General features: G+C 68.8%; 13 protein-coding genes. All 13 read right to left on the reverse strand.

Translation table 11 applies throughout. The features are described 5' to 3' along the window. Window positions 1-250 precede the first annotated feature (250 nt). Window positions 251-1285, reverse strand: coding sequence for an oligopeptide/dipeptide ABC transporter ATP-binding protein (locus L0U85_RS19170; RefSeq protein ID WP_241379381.1), 1035 nt, complete (start codon window positions 1283-1285; stop codon window positions 251-253). Between the two features lie 5 nt (window positions 1286-1290). Further along, complete coding sequence (locus tag L0U85_RS19175) at window positions 1291-2430, reverse strand: ABC transporter ATP-binding protein (protein ID WP_241379369.1); 1140 nt, start codon at window positions 2428-2430, stop codon at window positions 1291-1293. Window positions 2431-2433: 3 nt separating this feature from the next. Further along, a complete protein-coding gene (locus L0U85_RS19180) occupies window positions 2434-3345 on the reverse strand; it encodes an ABC transporter permease (protein WP_241379370.1) in 912 nt (303 codons plus the stop codon). Then, window positions 3338-4363 (reverse strand): ABC transporter permease, encoded by a 1026-nt coding sequence (locus tag L0U85_RS19185; protein ID WP_241379371.1) that lies wholly within the window; start codon window positions 4361-4363, stop codon window positions 3338-3340. Before L0U85_RS19185 ends, L0U85_RS19180 begins: the two co-directional genes overlap by 8 nt. Window positions 4364-4462: 99 nt before the next feature. Further along, entirely contained in the window at window positions 4463-6208 is a 1746-nt protein-coding gene (locus tag L0U85_RS19190) for an ABC transporter family substrate-binding protein (RefSeq protein ID WP_241379372.1), read from the reverse strand. Between the two features lie 373 nt (window positions 6209-6581). Next, window positions 6582-8270, reverse strand: a complete 1689-nt coding sequence (locus tag L0U85_RS19195; protein ID WP_241379373.1) for an ABC transporter substrate-binding protein — start codon at window positions 8268-8270, stop codon at window positions 6582-6584. Between the two features lie 306 nt (window positions 8271-8576). Next, a complete protein-coding gene (locus tag L0U85_RS19200; RefSeq protein ID WP_241379374.1) occupies window positions 8577-10604 on the reverse strand; it encodes an AAA family ATPase in 2028 nt (675 codons plus the stop codon). Window positions 10605-10684: 80 nt separating this feature from the next. Beyond that, on the reverse strand, window positions 10685-11212 hold the full coding sequence (locus L0U85_RS19205; protein WP_241379375.1) for a histidine phosphatase family protein: 528 nt from the start codon (window positions 11210-11212) through the stop codon (window positions 10685-10687). Window positions 11213-11308: 96 nt separating this feature from the next. Next, window positions 11309-11599 carry a GNAT family N-acetyltransferase gene (locus tag L0U85_RS19210; RefSeq protein ID WP_241379376.1) on the reverse strand — a complete coding sequence of 97 codons (291 nt, stop codon included), beginning with the start codon at window positions 11597-11599 and terminating at the stop codon, window positions 11309-11311. Window positions 11600-11689: 90 nt separating this feature from the next. Beyond that, window positions 11690-13162 (reverse strand): MFS transporter, encoded by a 1473-nt coding sequence (locus L0U85_RS19215; RefSeq protein ID WP_241379377.1) that lies wholly within the window; start codon window positions 13160-13162, stop codon window positions 11690-11692. Beyond that, the gene (locus tag L0U85_RS19220; RefSeq protein WP_241379378.1) at window positions 13149-13802 is read right to left on the reverse strand and encodes an LppX_LprAFG lipoprotein; all 654 of its coding nucleotides are present in this window, start codon (window positions 13800-13802) and stop codon (window positions 13149-13151) included. Before L0U85_RS19220 ends, L0U85_RS19215 begins: the two co-directional genes overlap by 14 nt. A gap of 65 nt (window positions 13803-13867) precedes the next feature. Beyond that, a complete protein-coding gene (locus tag L0U85_RS21485; RefSeq protein ID WP_241379379.1) occupies window positions 13868-14875 on the reverse strand; it encodes a hydroxyacid dehydrogenase in 1008 nt (335 codons plus the stop codon). 547 nt (window positions 14876-15422) lie between these two features. Continuing rightward, window positions 15423-16133, reverse strand: a 711-nt coding sequence (locus tag L0U85_RS19230; protein WP_241379380.1) for a ricin-type beta-trefoil lectin domain protein, incomplete at its 5' end; no start/stop codon positions are given.

Here is a 16133-nt window from a genome sequence, read left to right on the forward strand (position 1 = left end):
ACCCGACTCCTACCTCGTCATCGCCGCCGCTCTTGGCGCAGAGCAACCATCTGCCCGACACCACTCCCGCCAACGCCCCCGCGCCCATTGCCGGACTCCCCAGGCGGCTGACGGTGGGGACCATTGGGCAGGACGGGATCCGTTGAGCGGGATCAGTGCACACTCGTCACCGCTCACTTCTACGCAGTCTGCACATGCCACCGGGGCCGCCCCGCGCTCGCGAGACGGCCCAGGTTGACGGAGGATGTGCCTAGACGAGCTGCTTCGGCGCGGCGTAGTGGCACGCCGCCCTCGTCCGTCCCTGGTGGTCGGACCGCAGCAGCGGCTCCACCTCGATGCACTTGCGCTGCTCGCCCTTCGACAGGGTCTGGAACAGCGGGCAGCGGGTGCGGAAGCGGCAGCCCGACGGCGGGTTCGACGGGCTCGGCACGTCGCCCACCAGAACGATCCGCTCCCTGGCGCGCTCCTTGCGCGGGTCCGGCAGCGGGATCGCCGACATCAGCGCCTGCGTGTACGGGTGGGCCGGCCCCGCGAACAGCTCGTCGGTCGTGCCCTCCTCGACGATCTTGCCCAGGTACATGACCGCGACCTTGTCCGCGATATGGCGCACCACCGACAGGTCGTGCGACACGAACAGGTAGGTCAGCCCCAGCTCTTCCTGGAGATCCTCCAGCAGGTTGATGACACCCGCCTGGATCGACACGTCCAGGGCGCTCACCGGCTCGTCGAGCATGAGCACCTTAGGCTGCAGCGCCAGGGCCCGGGCGATGCCGATCCTCTGGCGCTGACCGCCGGAGAACTCGTGCGGGTACCTGTCGCGGTGCTCTGGGTTGAGCCCGACGATCTCGATCAGGGACCGCACGCGGTCTCGACCGCCGTTCTTGAACAGGCCGTGGACGCGCAGCGGCTCGGCGATGATCTCGAAGACCGTCATGCGCGGGTCCAGCGACGCCATCGGGTCCTGGAACACCAGCTGGATGTCGCGCCGAATCGGCCGCATCTGCTTGCGCGAGAGCTTGGTCAGGTCCCTGCCCTCGTAGAAGACCTCCCCGGACGTCGGCTCGATGAGGTTCATCAGCAGCCGCGCCGTCGTGGACTTGCCGCAGCCGGACTCGCCCACGAGCGCGAGCGTCTCGTTCGCGCCGATCTCCAGGTTCACGCCCGAGACGGCGTGGATCGCGCCGATCTTGCGCCGCACGACGCCCTTGGAGCGCACCGGGAATTCCTTGACCAGGTCCTTGCCGGCGATGACCGGGCTCGTCGCGGCCTGCGGCGTGTCGAGCATGGCGTTCACATGTCCTCCTGGGAACGGGGCTCCTGCGGGGCTTCGGACTCGACGGCGACTTCGATCTCGGGGTCGGTCGAGTCGGGCGCGAACACGTCCTCGGGCCGTTTGCCCTCCAACTGGTCGGCGAAGTGGCAGGCCGCGACGTGACCGGTGGAGCCGATCGGCAGCAGGTCCGGTTCGACCTCGGCGCAGATGTCCTGGGACATGGGGCACCTGGGTCGGAACGGGCAGCCGGACGGGAGCTTCAGCATGGACGGCGGCGTGCCGTGGACGGGCGTGAGCCGGTGGCCGCGCTCCTCGTCCATGCGCGGCATGGAGCCGATGAGGCCGAGCGTGTACGGCATGCGCGGCTCGTAGAAGATCTCGTCGACCGTGCCCTGCTCGACCGGGCGCCCGGCGTACATGACCAGCACGTCGTCGGTGTGCCCGGCGATGACCCCGAGGTCGTGGGTGATGAGGATGAGCGCCGCATTGACCTCTTCGCGGGCCCGCTCCAGCGCCTCCAGCACCTGCGCCTGCACCGTCACGTCGAGGGCCGTGGTGGGCTCGTCGGCGATGATGACGTCCGGGTTGTTGGCCATGGCGATCGCGATGACCACGCGCTGGCGCATGCCGCCGGAGAGCTCGTGCGGGTAGGCGTCGACCCGCTGGGACGGGTTGGGGATGCCGACGGTGTCGAGCAGGTCGATGGAGCGCTCGCGCGCTTCGGCCCTCTTCACCTCGGGGTAGTGGACCCGGATCGCCTCGGCCAGTTGGAAGCCGACTGTGTAGACCGGGTTGAGGCTGGTGAGCGGGTCCTGGAAGATCATGGAGATCCGCTTGCCGCGCACTTCGGACAGGGCCGCGTCTCCGAGGCCCAGCAGCTCCTCGCCGAGCAGCTTGGCCGAGCCGGTGACCTGCGCGGTCTTGGGCAGCAGGCCCAGGACCGCCATGGAGGTGACCGACTTGCCCGAGCCGGACTCGCCGACGATGCCGAGGCTCTGCCCGCGGCGCAGCTGGTAGGAGACGCCGCGCACGGCGTTGACCATGCCGTCGTCGGTCGGGAAGCCCACGTTGAGGTCGTCGACTTCAAGGACGAGCTCGCCCTTCTCGCCGGCTCCGGGCGAGCCTTCGACTCGCGTGCCGTTGACTGTCAGGTCCATGGCCTATCGCCTCACCATCGTCTGCCGGGGGTCCATCGCGTCGCGCAGGCCGTCGCCGACGAAGTTGATCGTCAGCGCGATGAGGATGACGAAGATGCCCGGAATGTAGAACAGGTACCAGCGTTCGGAGAACGCAGATGATTCTGCCGCCTGGATGAGCAGGCCCAGCGACGTGTCCGGCGCTTGGATGCCCAGGCCGAGGAAGGACAAGGTCGACTCCGACAGGATCGCGAACGCGATCTGGAGGGTCGCCGAGACGATGATGACGCTCATCGTGTTCGGGATGAGGTGCCTGAAGATGATGTGCAGGTCGGATCCGCCGACCGAGCGGGCGGCCTCGATGAACTCCTTCTCCCGCAGGCTCAGCACTTCGGCGCGCACGGCCCTGGAGGTGCCGAGCCAGCCGAAGACCATGAGGATGAGCGCCATGTGCCACCAGGTGGTGCCGCCGCGGACGTTGCCGGCCATGGCTGCGGTGATGACGAGGAACGGGATGACGAACAGGATGTCGACCAAGCGCATGAGCAGAGCGTCGACCCAGCCGCGGTAGTACCCGGCGACGGCGCCGACGACGGCGCCGATGAACGTCGAGCCGAGCGCGACCACCAGCGCCACCTTCAGCGACTGCCCGGTGGCGCGCATGACGGTGCCCATCATGTCGCGTCCGGCCCGGTCCGAGCCGAACGGGTGCTCCGGCGACGGCGGCGCCCACGACGGGATCTCGGTGTGGATGCGGTGGTCCCACTGCCACAGGTAGGGCCCGACGAAGGCGAACAGGACGATCGTGATGAAGCCGATGAGACTGATCACGGCCGCCTTGTGGCGGAAGAACCGCTTGGTGACCAGTTGGAGCTGTGTGCGCTCCTTGGTGGTGATGGCCTCCGCTTCGAAGGCGGTGGTGGTCGTGTTACTCATAGCGGATCCTCGGGTCGAGCACGCCGTACATCAAGTCGGAGATCAGGATGCCGATCAGGACGATGACGCCGGAGATGAACAGGTAGCCAAGCACTGCGAACGCGTCGTTGTGGGTGATGGCGTCGTAGGCGAAGGCGCCGAGCCCCCGCCAGCCGAAGATCCGCTCGATGACGAGCGAGCCGCCCATCGCGGTGGCCAGTCCCAGCGGCGCGAAGGTGGCCACCGGGATCAGGGCGGTGCGCAGGGCGTGGCGGCGCATGACGGTGCCGTTGCGCACGCCTTTGGCGCGGGCCAGGCGCACGTAGTCGGAGTTGAGGACCTCCAGCATCGAGGCCCTCTGGTACCGGGACATCGCCGCGTAACCGGTGAGCATGAGGACGATGGTGGGGATGATCAGGTACGGGATGGCGTCGAGGAACACCTCCCAGCCGTTGCCGTGGAATCCCCGGGTCGAGTCTCGGTAGGTCTGGAAGAACGTCGAGCCGATGGCGTTGTTCGTCTGGACGGCGGCCTCCTTCATCAGCAGGCCGAACCAGAAGGTGGGCATCGACAGGGCGAGGAATCCGATGAAGGTGAGGAGGTAGTCGACCTTGGAGTACTGCTTGACGGCTGAGACCACGCCGGTGAGGATCGCGATGGCGATCGAGGCGACGGTGGCGAACAGGACCAGGCGCAGGGTGATCCAGAAGCGGGAGCCGATCTCCTCGCCGACGTCGATCGCGCTGCCTTCGATCGACGGACCCCATTCGCCCTGCAGGAGTCCGATGTCGCCGTTGGTCTCGCCGATGCCGGTGAGCCACAGCCAGTAGCGTTCGGGCAGCGAGCGGTCGTAGTAGAGCCGTTCCTTGATGTTGTCCACGGTCTCCTGGGGCACCGGTTCCCCGGTGGACTGCTCAAGGATGAACACCTGGTCGGCGACCGGGTCCCCTGAGACGCTCACCAGGACGAACGCGAGCAGGGAGGCGCCGATGAGGACCGGGATCATCATCACGATGCGCCGAATGGTGAATACAAGCATAGTTCCTCGATGATTGCAAAGGCATGGGCGATGGCCTGCGGCGGAGTGGCCCCAGAGGCGAATGCTGCTCGGGCCCGGGCCGACTGCCACGGGCATGGACTATTCGTCGGTGCGCACTCCCCATTCAGCGATGTTGTACAGTGCCCGCTCCTGCGAGGCCCAATTGTCTCGGACGTTGACGAGCTCATCGGAGGCCATGACGGCGACCGGCGTGTCGATGACCGGGAGTACGTAGGCGTCGCCGATCACCTGGGCTACGGCCTCGTTGGCGATCTCGGCGGCCGTGTCGATGTCGAGCGTCCCGTTGAGCCTGTCGAGGATCTCGTCGAGCGCTTCGTCGTCGAGCCCGCCGAAGTTCGAGGAGGACGAGCTCGACCAGTACTGGCTCGCGCCGCCGACGAAGGTCGGGGACGTGGACCAGCCGAACGCGACGATGTCGAACCGGCCTTCGAACAGGGTGGGTCCGAGGTCGGCCGAGGAGAACGGGTCGAGTTCGATCTCGACACCGAGGTCGGCGAGGTTGGCCTGGACGAGCTGGGCGACGACGGCGCGGTCGGCGCGGCTCTCGGTGTAGCCGTATGAGAGGGTCACCGGCTCGTCGTCGGGTGTGCGGAGCCGGTTGTCGGCGTCCCAGCTGTAGCCGGCCGCGTCGAGCGTCCGGCGGGCGAGTTCGATGTCGCCGATGCCCTGGCCGGTGGCGCTCAGCTTGTCGACGAAGTACTCGGACTCGCCCCGGAACAGGTGGTTGCGCTTGCGCTGGGCGTCGGTCTGGACGTTCGCGTAGGTGCGGTCGATGATGTTCTCCACGTCGATCGCCTGGAACACGGCGGTGCGCAGCGCGGGGTCGGACAGGAACTCGTTGTCGGTGTTGAGGTCGATGTGCTCCCAGCCGGGCCCGGGGGCGACCGCGAAGTCGATGCCGTCGGCCGACTGGAGCTGGGAGATGTGCTCGGCGCCGATCGCTACGGGGCTGGCGCCGTCGACGGTGCCCTGCCGCATCTCGGTGATGATCGAGTCGACCGAGTCGAAGGATTCGAGGGTGATCCGGTCGAGGGTGACCTCGGCCGAGCCGGCCCATTCGGGGTTGGGCTCGTAGATCACGAACTGGCCGAGTTCGGCGTCGGTGATCCGGTACGGCCCGGCTGTCCAGGTGGGGACGGTCTCTGAGAAGTGGTCCTGGGAGGCCTTCATCGCCTCGGGGTCCTCGCGCCAGTCGAAGCCGGCATCCTCGGCGATGTGGGCGGGGTGCGACAGGACCTGCTCGTAGCGCCATTCGGCTGAGGAGTAGCCGTCGTCGTAGGTGACGGTCACCGTACTGCCATTGGCGTCGATCGACGCGACGGCGGAGCCGTACGAGGTGGTGGCCGGGGTGCAGCCCGCGCAGAGGGATTCGTCGCCGGAGCGGGCGTACCAGTGGTAGACGAAGTCGTCGACGCCGATGCGGGTCCCGTCGCCCCAGGTGGCGTCGGGGTTGAGTTCGTAGGCGACCTGGACCGGGTCTTCGCTGACCAGTTCGGGATCGGCGGAGAGGAGCCCGTCGTTGAACTGCCATCGGCCTTCCTGGTCGAACTGGCCTTCGAAGGGCCGGACGCCCGCCAGCGCCGAGTTCAGGTAGGCGCTGTTGTCGGCGGCGACCGAGAGGTTCCATCCGGCCCAGGAGCCGTCGATGGCCCAGGTGATCTCGCCGCCGTCGGCCCGTTCGCCCGAGTTGCACGTGACGGGCCGGTCCTCGCAGTCGTCGAATCCGCCGCCGCCAGCCGAGGCGCCTGCGCCGCAGGCCGACAGAACCAGGGTCGCTGCGGCGGGGAGGGCCGCGACGGCCGCGGGTCGGTGCTTGGGACGCATTTTTCTCCTTCGGAAACCATGGTGGGCCCCGTCCTCGGACCGCGGACCGGGCTGGCCGGCCGGACGGTTCGGTGCGGGTCGGCGTCGCCGCGGCCTTGGGGGCGAGCCGGGTGGCGCTGATACAGCCTTCCACGGGATCGGTGCCGTCGGCCTCTCTCGAACTACATATGAGCCTTGTTCGTTATTTGATCGTTATCAGTTGCGGCGGAACGATGGCCGCTACACCGCAGGCCCCGGTCCGCACCACGCTGCCACCGTGATCGAGGTGTGATCGTTTTCGCCTGGTTCGCGAACGGGGAAGCGGGGCCGGCCGAGGGCCGGCCCCGCTTGCGAGAGCCGGGCTCTCATGGGGATTCGGAAGCGGACTGAACCGTTAGCCGGCGGCCCATTCCTGGACGTTCCACAGCGGACCGGCCTGGCTGTTGCCGTTCGGGCCCACGTTCTCCAGGTAGTCGGCCACGATGATGCTCTGCGGCTCGTCGAGGATCGGCAGCTGGACGGCCAGCTCTCCGGCGATCTTGGCGGCCTCGTTGGCCGAGGCGGCGGACGCGTCGATGTCGAAGTTGCGGACGCCCTCGATGGCGGCCTGGAGCTCGGCATTGTCGGTCGGACCGAACATGTACGGCGACTCCGCGCCGAAGAACTGGTTCGGAGCGACCACGAAGGCGGGGTTGCCCGACCAGCCGAAGATGACCATGTCGAACTCCTTGCCGCCGATGACGTCGCCGAGGGCGTTGTCGGCGATCGGGTTGAGCTCGACGGTGATGCCGAGCTCGCCCAGCTGCGCCTGCACCAGTTCCGCGATGGTCTTGCGGATCTCGTCGGAGCCGCCGAACCGGAAGTTGAAGGTCACGGCTTCGCCGTCCGGGCTCATGAGCGTGTCGCCCTCGACGGTGTAGTCGGCGTCTTCGAGCAGGGTCCGGGCGGCGTCGAGGTCGCCGGTGCCCTGCTCGAGAAGGGCGGGGACCTCTTCGTAGTAGGGCGAGCCCTCGGTGAAGAACGGGTTGAGCTTGCGGCTGACGCCGTCGATGCCCTGGAAGTTCCGCTCGATCAGCTCGTTGACGTCGATGGCGGTGAAGACCGCCTGGCGCAGCGCCTGGTCGCTCAGGAACTGGTTCTCGGCGTTGATGTCCAGGTGGATCCAGATCGAGCCCGGGTAGGTCTCGTAGCTGACGTCCTGGGTGTCGTCGAGCTTGGTGAGCTGGTCCATGGTGAAGGTGTTCGGCCATGCACCGTCGATGGTGCCCTGACGGGCCTCGGTGATGATCGACTCGGTGTCCTCGATGACCTCGAGGGTGAGGCTGTCGAGGCTCGGGTCGGCCGATCCGGCGTAATCGGGGTTCGGCTCGTAGCGGATGAACTCGCCGAGCTCGGCGTCGGCCGGAAGGTAGGCGCCGGCCGACCAGGTCGGGGCGTTGGACGCGAACCATTCGACGCTCTCGCCCATCTGGGCCGGGTCGGTGGCCCAGTCCGTGAAGCCGTTCTCCTCGGCGATGTGCGAGGGCATCCGCAGGTACTCGGTGTAGAGCCACTCGGGGTCGGCGTAGCCCTCTTCGTAGGTGATCACGACGGTGCCCTCTTCGGGCTCCTCGATCGACTCGATCTGCGCCCAGCCCTCGGCGCTGACCGTGTCGCACTTCTCGTCGCAGAACTCTTCGGTGGCGGCGCGCTGGTGCCACGTGTAGATGAAGTCCTCGATGCGGATCGGGTTGCCGTCGCCCCAGTTCGCGTCGGGGTTGAGCTTGATCTGAACCTGCATCGGGGCTTCACTCAGGAGCACCGGGTCCTCGGCCACGACCGCGTCGTTGACGACCCACGAGCCGTCTTCGGGGTGGAAGTCGCCCAAGGTGGGCAGCATCGGGGACAGGATCTGGCGCAGGTACGAGCTGTTGCCCGCGCTCGTGTCCAGGTACCAGTTGTTGAAGCTCGACGCGATGGCCCAGGTGACGTCGCCACCTTGCGAGGCGCTGTCATCGTCGCCGCCGCCCCCGCAGGCCGACAGTGCGAGCGCGCCGGCGGTTGCCGTCGCGATGCCCGCGAGCGCTCTCCTCTTGAGAGTCATAGATCTCCTCCGTTTGTCTTGCCGAGGCCGTCGCCGGGTTCTGGAGCGATCACGCTGTCGCCCCGCATGAAACAGTGGGAGCCGCAGGACTCCAGATCAGAGGCAGCGGTCAGGGTCACCCTCGGCGGTGTGTCTGCAACACTAGACATGCCCGATGCCGGAAGCGAGCACCCAGTGACCAACTGGAGTCTATTCGTGATAATTCCGTGATGTTGCGATCCGGGGGGCCGCCCCGTCTCCCACCGTGTTCTTCGTGCGACGACCGGTGTTCGTGATGGCGACGTTACACGAATCCGCTCGTGGAACTCAGGAGTTCATCTGGGGCGGGAGTTGCCTTGTGTGGACGATGGTGAGCCTGGAGACGGCGCGGGTGAGTGCGACGTAGAGGTGCCGCAGACCGACTCCTTCGACGGCCGCTCCATCCGTGGCGGGCGCGGCGACGATCTCGGAGGGCTCTACCACGACGACGTGGTCGTACTCGAGCCCTTTGGCGAGACTGGCGGCGACCGGTTCGACCCGCTCGTTCTCGCCGAGCGCGTCACGCATTTCGTCGACCCGGTGGTCTGCGGCGATGACGCCGACCAGGCCCTCCTCGGCCAGGGCCTTCTCGACGGCCTCGCCCACGCCTCGACGCAGATCGGATGCGGCGATGTATTCGAGAGAGCCGTCCGAGCGGATGGAACGGGCGGGGGCGACGTCGACACCGAGGTGGGGCAGAACGCGGTTGGCCAGCTCGATGATGACGCCGGGGACGCGGAAGCCGGTGGTGAGCTCGGTGAACTCCACTTCAGACTTTCCAAGGTGGGCCATCTGGCCGCGCCAGTCGACGGCGGCCCACGGGGTGGTGCCCTGAGCGAGGTCGCCGAGGACGGTGAGCGACCCGCCGCCCGAGCGGCGGGCGATCGCGCGGCACTGCATCGGGGACAGGTCCTGGGCCTCGTCGATGACGATGTGGCCGTAAGAGTCCGAGGGCGGCGGGAGCTTGAGGTGCGAGGCGATCTCGTCGGCGATCAGGATGTCGGCGGCGGTCGTCTTGAGCGCGCGGCCCTGCGGGGCGATGAGTCCGGCCTCCTCGTCGGTGAGGATGCCCCCGGTGGCGTCGGCGCGGAAGGCCGCATCGAAGTAGAGCTTGCGCAGGACGTTCTTGGCGTTCAGCTTCGGCCAGACCGCGTCGAGGAAGCCCTTGACGGCTTCGGTGCGCTTGAGCTTGGTGGCCCACCTGCCGTCCGGGGAGTGCCCGGCGCGAATCTCCGCCTGGCGCCGGGCGCCCTGGACGATGGCGTCCTCGACGGCCCTGCGGCCCGCGTCGTAGGTGCGGGTGTTGGCGCGGGCGGTGTCGATCGCCTCGTTGAGATAGCGGACGCCGAGGCGCCAGCGCCAGCCGCCGTCGTTGATGAGCAGGCCCTCATCGGCGCTCAGCCCGGCGTCTTCGGCGCGGCCGACGTGCCCCCAGACGGCCCGTTCGCACACGAGCGCCATGCGGGCGTCGTGCTTGACCATCGCCGCCTCGTGGCGGTCGGCGGCGGTGGCGGTGTCGGCCTTCAGCATCTGCTGGACGGTGACCTGCCAGACGGCGGACTCGCCGAGAGTGGGCAGGACGTTCGCGATGTAGGCGAGGAAGCCCTCGTTGGGGCCGACGACGAGGACGCCGGCCTTGTGGAGGTGCTCGGCGTAGTTGTAGAGCAGCCAGGCGGCGCGGTGGAGGCCTACGGCGGTCTTGCCGGTGCCGGGCGCGCCCTGGACGCACATGGTGGTGGCCGCGCCGCGACGGATGAGCTCGTCCTGCTCGGGCTGGATGGTGGCGACGATGTCCCTCATGGGCCCGGTGCGGGGACGTTCGATCTCGGCGGTGAGGATGTCGGATGAGACCTCCTCGCCGAGGCGCAGGTCCTCGTCCTCGAAACCGGTGATCTCAGCGCCGCGGAAGCCGAAGCGGCGGCGCTTGGCGACCTCGCGCCGGTCGTGCGCGGAGGCGCGGTAGTAGTGCTCGGCGACGGGGGCGCGCCAGTCGAGGACGAGCGGGGCGGCGGTCTCGTCGCGGATGTGGCGGCGGCCGATGTGGTACTGCTCGCCGGAGTCGAACCAGATGCGGCCGAAGAACAGCGCGATGTCGCGGTCGGTGAGGTCCTTCATGCGGCCGGTGGTGTACCTGGCCATCGCGAAGGCGAGTTCCTTGTCGGGGCCGACGTCGCCTCCGCCCCCGCCGCGGTTGCCCTCGTTGAACTCGGCTTCATGCCGGTCGTAGGTGTCGGCGGTGGTCCTGAGCATCTCGGCCATGTGGGCCCGCGCCCGCTCGTGGTAGTCGATCTCCGCGGTCAGCTCGGCTTCAGACATGGCGGTCCCCCGGATCAGGCACGGTTTGAGGCAGACGAATCCTCGATGCTAATCGCGGCCGGTCCGGGCGGGCAATCGATTTACCGCGGGGCGAGGGACTTGACGTCGACCAGGCGACCGTCGTCGCGGTGCACGACCCAGCCGCCGCCGGGCGGCAGTGTCTGCGGGCCCTCCAGCGGGAGCGTGAACCCGTAGGCGGACAGGTCGTGGTCGTCGCGGGCGGCGATCGCGACCAATGCGGCGGCGAGGACGACGCCTTCGGCGCAGACCACGGCGGTGCGGCGGGCGTCGGGCAGGGCCCGGAGGGCGCGGGAGGCGAACCAGGCGGCTGCGTGGGCGGGGCCGCCGTCGCCGGGGAACTTCGGCTGCTCGGCGGCGAGGTCGGCGCTGGCGGTGACCTCCAGGTCGAGGCGGCTCGCGAGGGGCGCGAGCGTGTCGGCGCAGGCGCGTTCGGGGGCGCTGACGAGGACGGTCGGGTTGTACAGCTGAAGGAAGTCGGCAATGGCCGCGGCGCGCTGGGTCTCGGCGGCGTCGAGCCGGGCCGGCGGCATCGACGTCGCGGCGTGCCGCAGGAGGATGAGGGCGGACAGCATCAGGCCGCGTCGCATGCCGGGAGGAAGCTCATACGAAGATGCTGCGCCCCTGAGTGAACGGAAGGTTAACCGTGATCGGGCCTACAGGTGAACAATGCCCGACAGAGTCGGCTACTGCCGGTATCGAATGTCGTCGTACTCGGCGTGGCGGTCCATCCAGCGCGTGACGAACGGACAGGTCGGATAGACCTTGACGCCCTTGCCGCGCAAGTCGTCGAGGACGTGCCTGGCGAGCGCGTCGCCCCAGCCCTGACCGCGCAGGGACCGGTCGACCTCGGTGTGCGGCAGGATCGTGAACTCCTCGCGCGGCAGGTACTCCAGGTACCCGAGGACGCCGCCCTGAGAGTCCCGCAGCTCGTAGCGCTGCTCGTCCGCGTTCTCCACGATCGCAAGATCAGCCATGACCGCAACACTATCCCTCCACGCCAGGCCGCAGTTCTCGCGTTCCTCGGCCGGTTGGAACATGCCGAATACATGCTGAGGAGCTCGGGCTCATAGTGCCGCGCGCCGCATGCCGGGGAGCCCGAGGGCGGCTACGGCCCCGGCCAGGCAGATCACGGCGGTGGCGGTGAAGACGTCGCTGTACTGGGCGGCCAGGGCCGCGTCGAGGGCCTCCAGGTAGACCTCCTGCTGCTGGAGGTACTCGGCCTCGGACATCCCGAACGGCAGCGGCGTGTCGAGGTCGGCGGTCGCTTCGGCGAAGCGGTGCAGGCTCCAGGAGGTCAGGGCCGCGATGCCGAGGAGCATGCCCATCATGCGGGCGACCACGACCGCCGCCGAAGCCATGCCGTGCTGGCCTTCCGGAGTGGTGCTCAGCGCCACCGCGGACAGCGGCGCGATGACGACGCCGAGGGCGATCCCGGCGAGCGCCAGTCCCGCCTCCACCTCGGGCAGCCGCGCCGCGATGAGGAGGTAGCCGGCCCCCGCGGCGGCCAGGCCCGCCACGGCAGGGATGCGTTCGCCGAAGCGCGCGACCAGCCGCCCGCCGAGGACCGCGCCGATCGGCAACCCGATGAGGAACCACAGGAGCAGCACCGCGCCGCCGGCCGAATCCCTGTCCAGGAGGGTCTGGGCCATGAGCTGGACGTCGACGAGGGTGACCATGAGGGCGGCGCCGGTGGCGAGGCTCGCGGCCAGGCTGAGTCCGAACGGCCGCCAGCGCACCCCGGCCGGGTCGAGGAGCTTCACCGGGGAGCGCCACTGCCACAGCGCGAACGCCGCCAGCGCCACCGCCCCGGCGGCGATCACCGGCGCGCCCCAGGAGGGCAGCACCGACGATTCGGGCTCGGGGTTGTACAGGCCCACGACGAGCAGGCCGAGGGCCAGCGCCAGGAGCGAGCCGCCGACGAAGTCGACGCGCTGACCGCGCCGGTCCGCTCCGGGCGCGGGGACGGTGAAGTGGATGGCCAGCGCGGCGAGAATGGCGAGCGGGACGTTGATCCAGAAGATCCCGCGCCATCCGACCAGGGCCGCGACGCCGGCGCCGAACAGCGGTCCGATGACCGCGCCGAGTTCCTGCGCGGCGCCGACCCATCCGAGGACGGCGGCACGTCGGCGCGTGGAGAACAGGTCGGCGGCGAGGGCCATCGTCACCGGCAGCAGGGCACCGCCCGCGAGGCCCTGGAGGGCCCGCCCGGCGGCGAGGACGACGAGGCCGGTCGCGGTGGCGCTGATGATCGAGCCGATCGCGAAGGCGGCGAGGCAGGCGTGGATGACGGTGCGGCGCCCGAGGCGGTCCGAGAGCCGCCCGAGCAGCGGCATCCCGGCCACGTACCCGAGGAGGTAGCCGGTGACCAGCGGCGTGGCGCGTTCGAGGTGGTTGGCTGGGATGCCGAGGTCCTGGATCATGTCGACTAGGACCGACACGAGCACGTACGCGTCGATTGATCCGATGAGGACAGTGGCGCTGGCCGCGCTGATCGCGACGCGGCGCCGAGTTCGGTCCGTCGTGCTAAGGGGCTTCAACGGTGACCGAGTCGTCGTAGTCGGACAGGCGGAGAGTGACTGTCGCGCCGCCCTCCTCGAACTCGGCCTTGACCACGCGCAGGGTCTCGGTGTCGAACCAGACCGTGGCCTCGTTCCAGTCCCCTTCGGCGGGTATGAAGTCCGCGAACACCTGCGGGTCGAAGGTCACGCGGTACCGGTAGGCGTCCGTGCCGTCGACCTCCTCGGTCTCCTGCGGCTCGGCGGAGTCGTAGGCGGCCAGGAGCTCGGCGATGCCGCGGTCCGGGGCGAGAAGGACGGTCGGGTCGTAGGGCAGCATCTCGTCGCCCAAGGGGATCTGCTGGTAGTCGCCGGTGAAGCCCTTGACGTAGGCGTCCTCCCCCACGATCACGTACTCGACCTCGACGTCCATGCCCATCGCGGTGATGACCCCGGTGCCTTCGGCGTCGCCGTCCGCGGTGACGACGCCGTCGGCCGAGGAGATGTCGAGCCCGGGGACGTCGCCGTCGACGGCGAGGTCGAACCGGACGTTCTCGACCTCGGCCATGGCCGATGCCGCGCCGGGGACGGTCTCTTCGGCGGCGGGCGGCTCCTCGGCGCCGGAGCAGGCGGCGAGCATCAGGGCGGCCAGTCCGGCGGCCGCGACGGGCATCAGTCTCATGCCCTCGATCCTATTGGCAGCCCGCTCGAAACTCACGCCAGTCCGTTCAAGACCGCGCCCGGTCCTCACGCCAGTCTGGAAAGCAGCCCGGGGTCGACTCGGTGGCGCAGGGGCTCGTCGGCCGCGAGGCGTTCGGCCTCCTCGACCATGTACAGGCCCATGCGCGCCAGCTCGTTGCCCTGCGATCCGGCGACGTGCGGGGTGAGGAAGACGTTCGGCAGGTCGAACAGCGGCGAGTCGGCCGGAAGCGGTTCGGGGTGGGTGACGTCGATGACCGCCGAAAGGCGCCCGGTGAGCAGTTCGGCGGTGAGCGCGTCGGTGTCGACCAGCCGTCCTCGGGCGGTGTTCACCACGACCGTGCCGTCCCTCATCGCTGCCAGGCGCGGCGCGTCGATGAGATGCCGGGTCTCTGGCAGGTCGGGGGCGTGGACGCTGACCACATGCGAGCGGGCGACGAGCTCGTCGAGTCCGACCAGGCCGACGCCGAGCCTCGCGGCCTCGGCCTCGTCGACGTAGGGGTCGGCCAGGAGGATGTCGAGGTCGAACGGGCGCAGCAGTTCGATGACGCGGCGCCCGATCGCGGAGGCGCCGATGAGGCCCACGACGCGCCCGAAGTTCCCGACATCGTCGTGGACCAGGCCGAGAGTGAACCCGCGCTTGGCCCGGAAGTCTTCGCGCAGGTTGAAGATGCCCTTGCCCGCCATGAGGATTGCGGCGACGGTGTACTCGGCGACCGGCAGGGCGTTGGCACTGCCGGAAGAGGAGACTGCGACGCCCCGGTCCCAGGCGTCGGCCCCGACGAGCGACTTGACCGAACCTGCGGCGTGGAGGACGGCCCGCAGACGAGGGGCCTTCTCCAGGACCGTCCCGTCCACGCGCGGGGACCCCCAGCTGGAGACGATCACCTCCGCGTCGGCCAGGACGGCCGCGGCGGCGGGATCGTCGAACCGCTCGGCCACGAGGGCGGGGTCGATGTCGAGCACGGCGGTCAGGCGCCGCATGAGCGGCTCGGGGAACAGTTGGTTCAGGTGCTCGGGGCTCATCGCGAACAGCGCCCGGGGTCGGTCGGCCACTGGGGCTCCTCCAGTCAGGGGTGGATAGATATCGGTTTCTATCCTAGAGACAACGCAGCCGATTGTCGAGTCTCCGCGTCCAGCGGATCGCTACTCCTTTTCGGGCGGATCAACCTGCCGTGATGCCGTGTCAGACAATCAGTGGGATCACCAGCGGCAACAATTCGACGACTCGGCCCTGCGCTCGCGGCATGCGCCGCCCAGCAGTCAGATACCGATATCTACGGGCTGCTGAGCCTAGCCCCCTGTAGGAGAAGAAATGAGAATCCGACCCGACGACCGCAGTCGGGGCGGGTAGGGAACCGGCCGCCCGCCCGCCGGCCGGTTCCTACCCGCCCCGAGTGCGAACTCTAGGGGAGATTCCCGATTAGTCCTGCTTGCAGCAGTTCGTGGCTGGGGTAGCTCCCCTCAGCGGGCCGACGAGGCGCTCCAGTGCGAATGCAACGCCCTGCTGCGCGAGGGTTAGCGCAAGGAAAAGGCGGCACCGCATCGCGGTGCCGCCTCCACGCCCAAGGCCGCAGTAGTAGGTGTGCCTACGCGGTCGGGTCTATCGGAGGTTCCAGCGTTGGTTGTCGCCGCCGTTGCAGGTCCAGAGGATGATCTCGGTGCCGTTGGCGGTAGCGGCGCCGTTGGCGTCCAGGCAGAGCCCGTTGTGGACGTTGGTGATGGTGCCGTTCGAATTCACATTCCAGCGCTGGTTGCCGCCGCCCGAGCAGTCCCAGATCACCGCCCGAGTGCCATTGGTCGAACCCCAGCCCTCCGCGTCGAGGCACTTGCCGTTGACCTTCAGCTCGGCCGCGGAGGTGTGGGCGAACAGCTGGCCCGAGCTCTGCGAGCAGTCCCACAGCTGCGCCTGCGTCCCGTTCGTCGTCGAGGAATTCGGGATGTCGATGCAGCGGTTCGACGCCGCGCCCACGATCTCGACGGAGCCGGACGGTTGGCCCGGGTCGTCATCACCGAGGCCGCTCATGATGGCATCGACGATGCCCGGTTGGGTCACCGCATAAGAGGTTCGGTCGAACAGCCCGAACCCGTACTGCCCGTTGACGCCGTTGTCCCAGTAAATGGTGGCGGCTCCATACTGCTTGGCGGTGGCCACCATGGCGCGCGCGAAGTCCTCCCGATACCGGTTGTTCGCCGAGTCGTGCGATGACTTGTCGACCGAGCCGTACTCGCCTACGACGACCGGGTATCCCCGCGTGACGAATGCGTCGTAAGTCTTCTGCAACTGCGCGTCCATGTAGTCCTCCTGCCCCCA

This window comes from Glycomyces sp. L485 (assembly GCF_022548875.1).
Classification (GTDB): domain Bacteria; phylum Actinomycetota; class Actinomycetes; order Mycobacteriales; family Micromonosporaceae; genus Glycomyces.

What these genes read in the sequence shown, in the direction of transcription:
- L0U85_RS19170 (WP_241379381.1), bottom strand. Translation starts at nt 1,285, where the DNA reads ATGCTCGACACGCCGCAGGCCGCGACGAGCCCGGTCATCGCCGGCAAG.
- L0U85_RS19175 (WP_241379369.1), bottom strand. Translation starts at nt 2,430, where the DNA reads ATGGACCTGACAGTCAACGGCACGCGAGTCGAAGGCTCGCCCGGAGCC.
- L0U85_RS19180 (WP_241379370.1), bottom strand. Translation starts at nt 3,345, where the DNA reads ATGAGTAACACGACCACCACCGCCTTCGAAGCGGAGGCCATCACCACC.
- L0U85_RS19185 (WP_241379371.1), bottom strand. Translation starts at nt 4,363, where the DNA reads ATGCTTGTATTCACCATTCGGCGCATCGTGATGATGATCCCGGTCCTC.
- L0U85_RS19190 (WP_241379372.1), bottom strand. Translation starts at nt 6,208, where the DNA reads ATGCGTCCCAAGCACCGACCCGCGGCCGTCGCGGCCCTCCCCGCCGCA.
- L0U85_RS19195 (WP_241379373.1), bottom strand. Translation starts at nt 8,270, where the DNA reads ATGACTCTCAAGAGGAGAGCGCTCGCGGGCATCGCGACGGCAACCGCC.
- L0U85_RS19200 (WP_241379374.1), bottom strand. Translation starts at nt 10,604, where the DNA reads ATGTCTGAAGCCGAGCTGACCGCGGAGATCGACTACCACGAGCGGGCG.
- L0U85_RS19205 (WP_241379375.1), bottom strand. Translation starts at nt 11,212, where the DNA reads ATGCGACGCGGCCTGATGCTGTCCGCCCTCATCCTCCTGCGGCACGCC.
- L0U85_RS19210 (WP_241379376.1), bottom strand. Translation starts at nt 11,599, where the DNA reads ATGGCTGATCTTGCGATCGTGGAGAACGCGGACGAGCAGCGCTACGAG.
- L0U85_RS19220 (WP_241379378.1), bottom strand. Translation starts at nt 13,802, where the DNA reads ATGAGACTGATGCCCGTCGCGGCCGCCGGACTGGCCGCCCTGATGCTC.